This is a genomic window from Streptomyces sp. 15-116A (genome assembly GCF_025290915.1).
Classification (GTDB): domain Bacteria; phylum Actinomycetota; class Actinomycetes; order Streptomycetales; family Streptomycetaceae; genus Streptomyces.
On record NZ_JAOCQE010000283.1, the window covers coordinates 1 to 7,745 of the forward strand.

Below are 7,745 nucleotides of genomic sequence, written 5' to 3' on the forward strand. Positions count from 1 at the left end.
GCGGCTGGCGCGTCCGCGCCGACCGGCTTCTCGAGTCGACCTATTTCGCGCCAGACCGAGGACGGACACCACCGACCCCGGCCCCGACTCACCCACCCACCGCAGGCGCTACGCGCACCCCCACCGAAGCCGCAGCGGCGCCGCAGGCATCCACCCACCGCACCGCAGGCACCCGCACCGGCGCCGCAGGCATCCGCACCCGCACCCCGCCCGCCCCGCGGAGCGAACCCGCACCACAACCCACGAGAGGCTGACCGACCGTGCAAGACGATCTCATCGCACAGGCCCAGGCATGGCTCACCGAGGACCCCGACGCGGACACCCGCGCCGAACTCGCCCGCCTCATCGACGCCCAGGACCACGCCGAGCTCGCCGCACGCTTCAGCGGCACCCTCCAGTTCGGCACCGCCGGCCTCCGCGGCGAACTCGGCGCCGGCCCCATGCGCATGAACCGCTCCGTCGTCATCCGCGCCGCCGCCGGCCTCGCCGCCTACCTCACCCAGCACGCCGACCCCAACGGCCTCGTCGTCATCGGCTACGACGCCCGCCACAAGTCCCACGACTTCGCCCAGGACACCGCCGCCGTCATGACCGGCGCCGGCCTGCGCGCGGCGGTCCTCCCCCGCCCTCTCCCCACCCCCGTCCTCGCCTTCGCCATCCGTCACCTCGGCGCGGTCGCCGGCGTGGAGGTCACCGCCAGCCACAACCCGCCCCGGGACAACGGCTACAAGGTGTACCTCGGCGACGGCTCCCAGATCGTCCCCCCAGCCGACGAGGAGATCGCCGCCGAGATCGCGGCGGTCCCGTCCCTCACCACGGTCCCCCGCCCCACCGAAGGCTGGGAGATCCTCGACGACAGCATCCTCGACGCCTACCTCGCCCGCACGGACGCCGTCCTCGCCCCCGGCTCCCCCCGCACCGCCCGCACGGTCTACACGGCGATGCACGGCGTCGGCAAGGACGTCCTCCTCGCCGCCTTCGCCCGCGCCGGCTTCCCCGCCCCCGTGCTCGTCGCCGAGCAGGCGGACCCCGACCCGGAGTTCCCCACCGTCGCGTTCCCCAACCCGGAGGAGCCCGGCGCGATGGACCTGGCCTTCGCGACGGCCCGCGCGACCGACCCGGCCCCCGACCTGGTCATCGCCAATGACCCGGACGCGGACCGCTGCGCCGCCGCGGTGAAGGACGGCGCCGACTGGCGCATGCTCCGCGGCGACGAGGTCGGCGCGCTCCTCGCCGCTCACCTGGTCCGCCGCGGCGCGACCGGCACGTTCGCCGAGTCGATCGTCTCCTCCTCGCTCCTCGGCCGGATCGCGGAGAAGGCGGGCCTCCCGCATGTCGAGACCCTCACCGGCTTCAAGTGGATCGCCCGCGCCGACGGCATCCGTTACGGCTACGAGGAGGCCCTCGGCTACTGCGTGGACCCGGACGGCGTACGCGACAAGGACGGCATCACCGCGGCCCTGCTCCTCACGGAGCTGGCCTCCGAGCTGAAGCAGGAGGGCCGTACCCTCCTCGACCTCCTCGACGACCTCGCCGTCGAACACGGCCTGCACGCCACCGACCAGCTCTCGGTCCGGGTGAAGGACCTCAGCCTGATCGCCGACGCGATGCGCCGCCTGCGCGAACACCCGCCGACCGAGCTCGCGGGCCTGCGCATCACCAAGGCGGAGGACCTCACCCGGGGCACGGACACGCTCCCGCCCACGGACGGCCTGCGCTACACCCTCGAGGGCGCGCGGGTGATCGTCCGCCCGAGCGGCACGGAACCGAAGCTGAAGTGCTATCTGGAGGTGGTCGTCCCGGTCCCCGCCCGCACGGACCTCCCCGCCGCCCGCACCGAGGCGGAGGCACTCCTGACGCGGCTCAAGGGGGACCTGTCCGAGGCAGCGGGCATCTAGACGAAACCGGGGTGTCCCCCAAAGGACACCCCGGACACCCCGGACACCACGGCAAGCGGAACCTCACGCCACCGCAAGCAGAACCGCCAACAGCACAGCCCCCGCCCCGGCCGGCGCAAGGATCTCGTACGCCCACCGCACAGTGACCTCACCCTGCGCCGCAGCCGCCTCCTGCCCCGCCTCATGCAGTTCCCGCAGCTCGTCCATGGCCTGGTCAGTCGTCGACCGCACGGGCCCCGCGACCGCGCGCTGCGAGGCCGCGCCCCCGCTCCGAAACGCACTCCCCACACCCGGCCCCCGCCCCGTGGCCCGCACATCGACGCCCTCGCCCCGCTGCGCCTGCGCCCGCATCTCCTGCCGCGCCGCCCGCTTGCGCGCCCGCAGGGACACGGGCAAGGCCCACAGCTGGTACTTCGTACCGGACTCGGCCACGACCTCGTTGGAGTAGCCGGACCGCAGCGCGGCGACCCGCCCCCAGGGCAGCACGATCACCCGGAACGGATTGCGGATCCGCAGCCGCTCGTGCCCGGCGTACACGGCGGGCCGCACGGTGAAGGCGATCACCAGCGGCACCAGCAGCAACAGCGCGGCCAGCGCCAGCCACGGCGTACGCCCCTCACCGGAGATCACCGCGTCGATCCCGAACCACCCCGCGACGGCCAGCAGCAACACACCACCGGCGATCCCCGCGGGCGACCGGTACACCCGGTCCCGGACGGGGTCCTGGTCCGGCTTCTCCGGCTGGGGCGACTGCGCGTCAGGCGAGCTCATGCCCCCGATTCTGCCCGACGCCCGCAAGCCCCCTCGCGCCCACCGTCCGCCGGACCGGATCCCTGCGAGGGCCCGGACCGGATCCCTGCGAGGGCTGTACAGCCGCTACGCGCGTAGATATGCTCGGCTTGTGAGCATGCCCACCACTGCACCCAAGCCTCTCGGCGACGTCACCGCGTCGGACAGCACGCTGCGCCGTTTCCTTCACGGGCTGCCCGGCGTCGACCCCGTCGGCCTGGAGGCGCGCGCCGCCTCCCTCGGCACCCGTTCGATCAAGACGACCGCGAAGGCGTACGCGATCGACCTCGCCATCTCGATGGTCGACCTGACGACGCTGGAAGGCGCGGACACCCCGGGCAAGATCCGGGCGCTCGGCGCGAAGGCGGTCCTGCCCGACCCGACCGACCGCACCGCCCCCGCCACGGCCGCGGTCTGCGTCTACCCGGACATGGTGGCCACCGCGAAGGAGGCCGTCGCCGGTTCCTCCGTGAAGGTCGCCTCCGTCGCCACCGCGTTCCCGGCGGGCCGCGCCCCGATCGCCGTGAAGCTGGCGGACGTGAAGGAGGCCGTTGCCGCGGGCGCGGACGAGATCGACATGGTCATCGACCGCGGCGCGTTCCTCGCCGGCCGGTACATGAAGGTGTACGAGGAGATCGTCGCCGTGAAGGAGGCCTGCGGGTCCGCGCGGCTGAAGGTGATCTTCGAGACCGGTGAGCTGTCGACGTACGACAACATCCGCCGGGCCTCCTGGCTCGGCATGCTCGCGGGCGCGGACTTCATCAAGACCTCGACCGGCAAGGTCGCCGTCAACGCGACCCCGGCGAACACCCTGCTCATGCTGGAGGCGGTGCGCGACTTCCGGGCGCAGACCGGCGTCCAGGTGGGCGTGAAGCCGGCCGGCGGCATCCGGACCAGCAAGGACGCGATCAAGTTCCTGGTGCTGGTCAACGAGACGGTGGGCGAGGACTGGCTGGACAACCACTGGTTCCGCTTCGGCGCCTCCTCGCTGCTGAACGATCTGCTGATGCAGCGCCAGAAGCTGGCCACCGGCCGCTACTCCGGCCCCGACTACGTGACGGTGGACTGATCACCATGACCGACAAGACCACGGACAAGCGGTCGTCCGCTTTCGAGTACGCACCGGCGCCCGAGTCCCGCTCGGTCGTCGACATCGCCCCGTCGTACGGCCTGTTCATCGACGGCGAGTTCACCGAGGCGGCCGACGGCAGGGTCTTCAAGTCGATCTCGCCGTCCACCGAGGAGGTCCTCTCCGAGGTGGCGCAGGCGGGCGAGGCGGACGTCGACCGCGCGGTGAAGGCCGCCCGCAAGGCGTTCGAGAAGTGGTCGGCGCTGCCCGGCTCCGAGCGCGCCAAGTATCTGTTCCGCATCGCGCGGATCATCCAGGAGCGCTCCCGCGAGCTGGCCGTCCTCGAGACCCTCGACAACGGCAAGCCGATCAAGGAGACCCGCGACGCCGACCTGCCCCTGGTCGCCGCCCACTTCTTCTACTACGCGGGCTGGGCCGACAAGCTGGAGCACGCCGGCTTCGGCGCCGCCCCGCGCCCGCTCGGCGTCGCGGGCCAGGTCATCCCCTGGAACTTCCCGCTGCTGATGCTGGCGTGGAAGATCGCCCCGGCGCTGGCGACCGGCAACACGGTCGTCCTCAAGCCCGCCGAGACGACCCCGCTGTCCGCCCTGTTCTTCGCGGACATCTGCCGCCAGGCCGGTCTGCCCAAGGGTGTCGTCAACATCCTCCCGGGCTACGGCGACACCGGCGCCGCCCTGGTCGCGCACCCGGACGTGAACAAGGTCGCGTTCACCGGCTCCACGGCCGTCGGCAAGGAGATCGCCCGCACGGTCGCCGGCACCCGCAAGAAGCTCACCCTCGAACTGGGCGGCAAGGGCGCCAACATCATCTTCGACGACGCCCCCATCGACCAGGCCGTCGAGGGCATCGTGAACGGCATCTTCTTCAACCAGGGCCAGGTCTGCTGCGCCGGCTCCCGCCTGCTGGTCCAGGAGTCGGTCCAGGACGAGCTGCTGGACTCCCTCAAGCGCAGGCTCTCCACGCTCCGCCTCGGCGACCCGCTGGACAAGAACACCGACATCGGCGCGATCAACTCCGCGGAGCAGCTCACCCGGATCACCTCGCTGGTGGAGCGGGGCGAGGCGGAGGGCGCCGAGCGCTGGTCCCCGGCCTGCGAACTCCCCACCTCGGGCTACTGGTTCGCGCCGACGCTGTTCACGAACGTCACCCAGGCGCACACCGTCGCCCGCGACGAGATCTTCGGCCCGGTGCTGTCGGTGCTGACCTTCCGCACGCCGGACGAGGCCGTCGCCAAGGCCAACAACACGCCGTACGGACTGTCGGCGGGCATCTGGACCGAGAAGGGCTCCCGCATCCTGGCGGTCGCGAACAAGCTGCGCGCGGGCGTCGTCTGGTCCAACACGTTCAACAAGTTCGACCCGACCTCGCCGTTCGGCGGCTACAAGGAGTCGGGCTTCGGCCGCGAGGGCGGCCGCCACGGCCTGGAGGCGTACCTCGATGTCTGACACGCGACTGAGTGTCCTCAAGACCTACAAGCTGTACGTCGGGGGCAAGTTCCCCCGCTCCGAGAGCGGCCGGGTGTACGAAGTGACCGACTCGAAGGGCAACTGGCTGGCCAACGCGCCGCAGTCGAGCCGCAAGGACGCCCGGGACGCGGTCGTCGCCGCGCGCAAGGCGTTCGGCGCGTGGTCGGGCGCGACGGCGTACAACCGGGGCCAGATCCTCTACCGCGTCGCGGAGATGCTGGAGGGCCGCCGGGACCAGTACGTCCGTGAGGTGGCCGACGCGGAGGGCCTGTCGAAGTCGAAGGCCGCGGCCCAGGTGGACGCGGCGATCGACCGCTGGGTCTGGTACGCGGGCTGGACCGACAAGATCGCCCAGGTGGTGGGCGGCGGCAACCCGGTCGCGGGCCCGTTCTTCAACCTCTCCTCCCCGGAGCCGACCGGCGTCGTCGCCGTGCTGGCCCCGCAGGAGTCGTCCTTCCTGGGCCTGGTCTCGGTCGTCGCCCCGGTGATCGCGACGGGCAACACGGCGGTCGTGGTGGCCTCCGAGACGTCCCCGCTGCCCGCCCTCTCCCTGGGCGAGGTGCTGGCGACCTCGGACCTTCCCGGCGGTGTGGTCAACGTCCTGTCCGGCCGTACGGCGGAGCTCGCGGCCCCGCTCGCCGCGCACCAGGACGTCAACGCGATCGACCTCGCGGGCGCCGACGAGGCGCTGGCGAAGGAACTGGAGATCGCGGCGGCCGACAACCTCAAGCGCGTTCTCCGTCCACAGGCTGTGGACGACTGGTCGGCGACGCCCGGCCTGGACCGTATGACGGCCTTCCTGGAGACGAAGACGGTCTGGCACCCGACGGGTTCGCTGGGCGCGTCGGGCTCCTCCTACTGACCGCCACCCCCCACACCGGAGAGCCGCGCCCCACCTCCGTCCGGGAGGGGCGCGGCTCTCCGCCTTCGGGTCCGCCGGGTCAGCGCAGGGTCTCCGTGGCCTGACCGATCGGCTGGACGCCGCCGATCGAGTCGGCCCGCGCCACCGGGTCGGTCACGGAGCGGGAGTTGACCGGCTGGAAGTCGGCGACCTGGGTGCCGACGCCGTTGCTGAGCGGGTCGAAGCCGGTGCCGGCGAGCGGGTTGGGCTTGAGGCCGGTGACCGGGGCGGTGGCATGACCGACCGTGCCCGTCGCCGTCTCCAGGCCTGCCTGCGGGTCGAGCTGGCCGAGAGCACCGGAGCGGCCGCCGCCCTCGCCCAGCAGCGACTCGGAGTCCGCCGCTGCCGCCGTCGTCGCGGCTGCGCCCAGCGCCACGGACGCGGTCGCCAGGACGGCGAGGGCGCGCCGGGCGGTCGACGTCTTGGGGGAGTCGTGTCGGGCCATCTGTGTGCCACCTTCTGATCTCACTGGGTAATCAGGTCGACGCGAAGCGTAGTTGAGATGTGACGCACGCTTCAAAGCGGACCCGCGGGGTCGTACGGCGCCCGACCGATGCCTCACACTGGTGTCCCGTGAGTTCCCAGTCGCCCATATCCGCGCGAGTCGTGCTGCTCTGCGGCCCCTCCGGCTCCGGCAAGTCCCTGATCGCGGCCCGCTCCGGCCTCCCGGTGCTGCGCCTCGACGACTTCTACAAGGAGGCGGGCGACCCGACGCTGCCGCTGCTGCCGGACGGCTCGGCCACCGACTGGGACCACCCCGCCTCCTGGGACGCGGACGCCGCCGTCGCCGCGATCGACCGGCTGTGCCGCACGGGCCGTACGCCCGTCCCCGTCTACGACATCTCGCTCAGCGCCCGCACCGGCGAGGACACCGTCGACATCGGCCGCACCCCGCTGTTCATCGCCGAGGGCATCTTCGCGGCGGAGATCGTCGGCCGCTGCCGTGAACTGGGCGTGCTGGCGGACGCGCTGTGCCTGAACCGCGGCCCGGTGCGCACGTTCCGCCGTCGCTTCGTGCGGGATCTCAAGGAGGGCCGCAAGTCGGTGCCGTTCCTGCTGCGGCGGGGCTGGCGGCTGATGCGCCTGGAACGCTCGATCATCGCCCGCCAGACGGCCCTGGGCGCACACGCCTGCGACCGCGACGAGGCACTGGGCCGCATGGCCTCGGCGGCGTGCCGAGGCCGGACAGCGACCGGGACGAGCACGACTACGGCTGCGTAGCCGCGCCACTACGTGGCGGCGCGGGTGCGCGCAGGCGTGCCTGCGTCACTACGCGGACGCGCGACAGCGTGACTGCATGTACGCGCGACGACACGAGCGCACGGACGCGTGACGGCATGAGTGCACGGACGCGCGAAGGGCATGACTGCGCGGGCGCGTGACGGCATGACCGCACGGACGCGCGAGGGCGTGACTGCGCGAACGACGCGCGAAGGCACGAGCGCACGGACGCGCGAAGGCATGAAAGCGCGGGCGCGCGACGGCGTGACTGCGCGAACGACGCGCGAAGGCACGAGCGCACGGACGCGCGAAGGCATGAAAGCGCGGACGCGCGACGGCGTGACTGCGCGAACGACGCGCGAAGGCACGAGCGCACGGAC

Annotated in this window: 8 protein-coding genes; 6 read left to right on the forward strand and 2 right to left on the reverse strand. The window is 72.4% G+C overall.

Annotated features, from left to right (window positions below; translation table 11 throughout):
* Positions 1 to 260: 260 nt before the first annotated feature.
* A complete protein-coding gene (locus tag N4P33_RS29650; RefSeq protein WP_260830030.1) occupies positions 261 to 1,898 on the forward strand; it encodes a phospho-sugar mutase in 1,638 nt (545 codons plus the stop codon).
* A gap of 63 nt (positions 1,899 to 1,961) precedes the next feature.
* Here the strand turns inward: N4P33_RS29650 and N4P33_RS29655 are convergent, their stop codons facing one another.
* Positions 1,962 to 2,669, reverse strand: coding sequence for a PH domain-containing protein (locus N4P33_RS29655; RefSeq protein ID WP_260830031.1), 708 nt, complete (start codon positions 2,667 to 2,669; stop codon positions 1,962 to 1,964).
* Positions 2,670 to 2,805: 136 nt separating this feature from the next.
* On the opposite strand from N4P33_RS29655, the gene deoC reads away from it, so the two are divergent.
* The 3 genes from deoC to N4P33_RS29670 are packed head-to-tail and all read left to right on the forward strand — an operon-like array spanning position 2,806 to position 6,105.
* Complete coding sequence (gene deoC / locus N4P33_RS29660; protein ID WP_260830032.1) at positions 2,806 to 3,756, forward strand: deoxyribose-phosphate aldolase; 951 nt, start codon at positions 2,806 to 2,808, stop codon at positions 3,754 to 3,756.
* A 5-nt stretch (positions 3,757 to 3,761) separates the two neighbouring features.
* Complete coding sequence (locus N4P33_RS29665; RefSeq protein WP_260830033.1) at positions 3,762 to 5,222, forward strand: aldehyde dehydrogenase family protein; 1,461 nt, start codon at positions 3,762 to 3,764, stop codon at positions 5,220 to 5,222.
* Positions 5,215 to 6,105 carry an aldehyde dehydrogenase family protein gene (locus tag N4P33_RS29670; protein WP_260830034.1) on the forward strand — a complete coding sequence of 297 codons (891 nt, stop codon included), beginning with the start codon at positions 5,215 to 5,217 and terminating at the stop codon, positions 6,103 to 6,105. Before N4P33_RS29665 ends, N4P33_RS29670 begins: the two co-directional genes overlap by 8 nt.
* A gap of 79 nt (positions 6,106 to 6,184) precedes the next feature.
* Here the strand turns inward: N4P33_RS29670 and N4P33_RS29675 are convergent, their stop codons facing one another.
* A complete protein-coding gene (locus tag N4P33_RS29675) occupies positions 6,185 to 6,589 on the reverse strand; it encodes a hypothetical protein (protein WP_260830035.1) in 405 nt (134 codons plus the stop codon).
* 59 nt (positions 6,590 to 6,648) lie between these two features.
* Here N4P33_RS29675 and N4P33_RS29680 point away from each other — a divergent pair, with 59 nt between their 5' ends.
* On the forward strand, positions 6,649 to 7,365 hold the full coding sequence (locus N4P33_RS29680) for a uridine kinase (RefSeq protein ID WP_260830036.1): 717 nt from the start codon (positions 6,649 to 6,651) through the stop codon (positions 7,363 to 7,365).
* A gap of 165 nt (positions 7,366 to 7,530) precedes the next feature.
* Positions 7,531 to 7,745 (forward strand): hypothetical protein (locus tag N4P33_RS29685; RefSeq protein ID WP_260830037.1); only part of this gene is annotated, 215 nt, incomplete at its 3' end.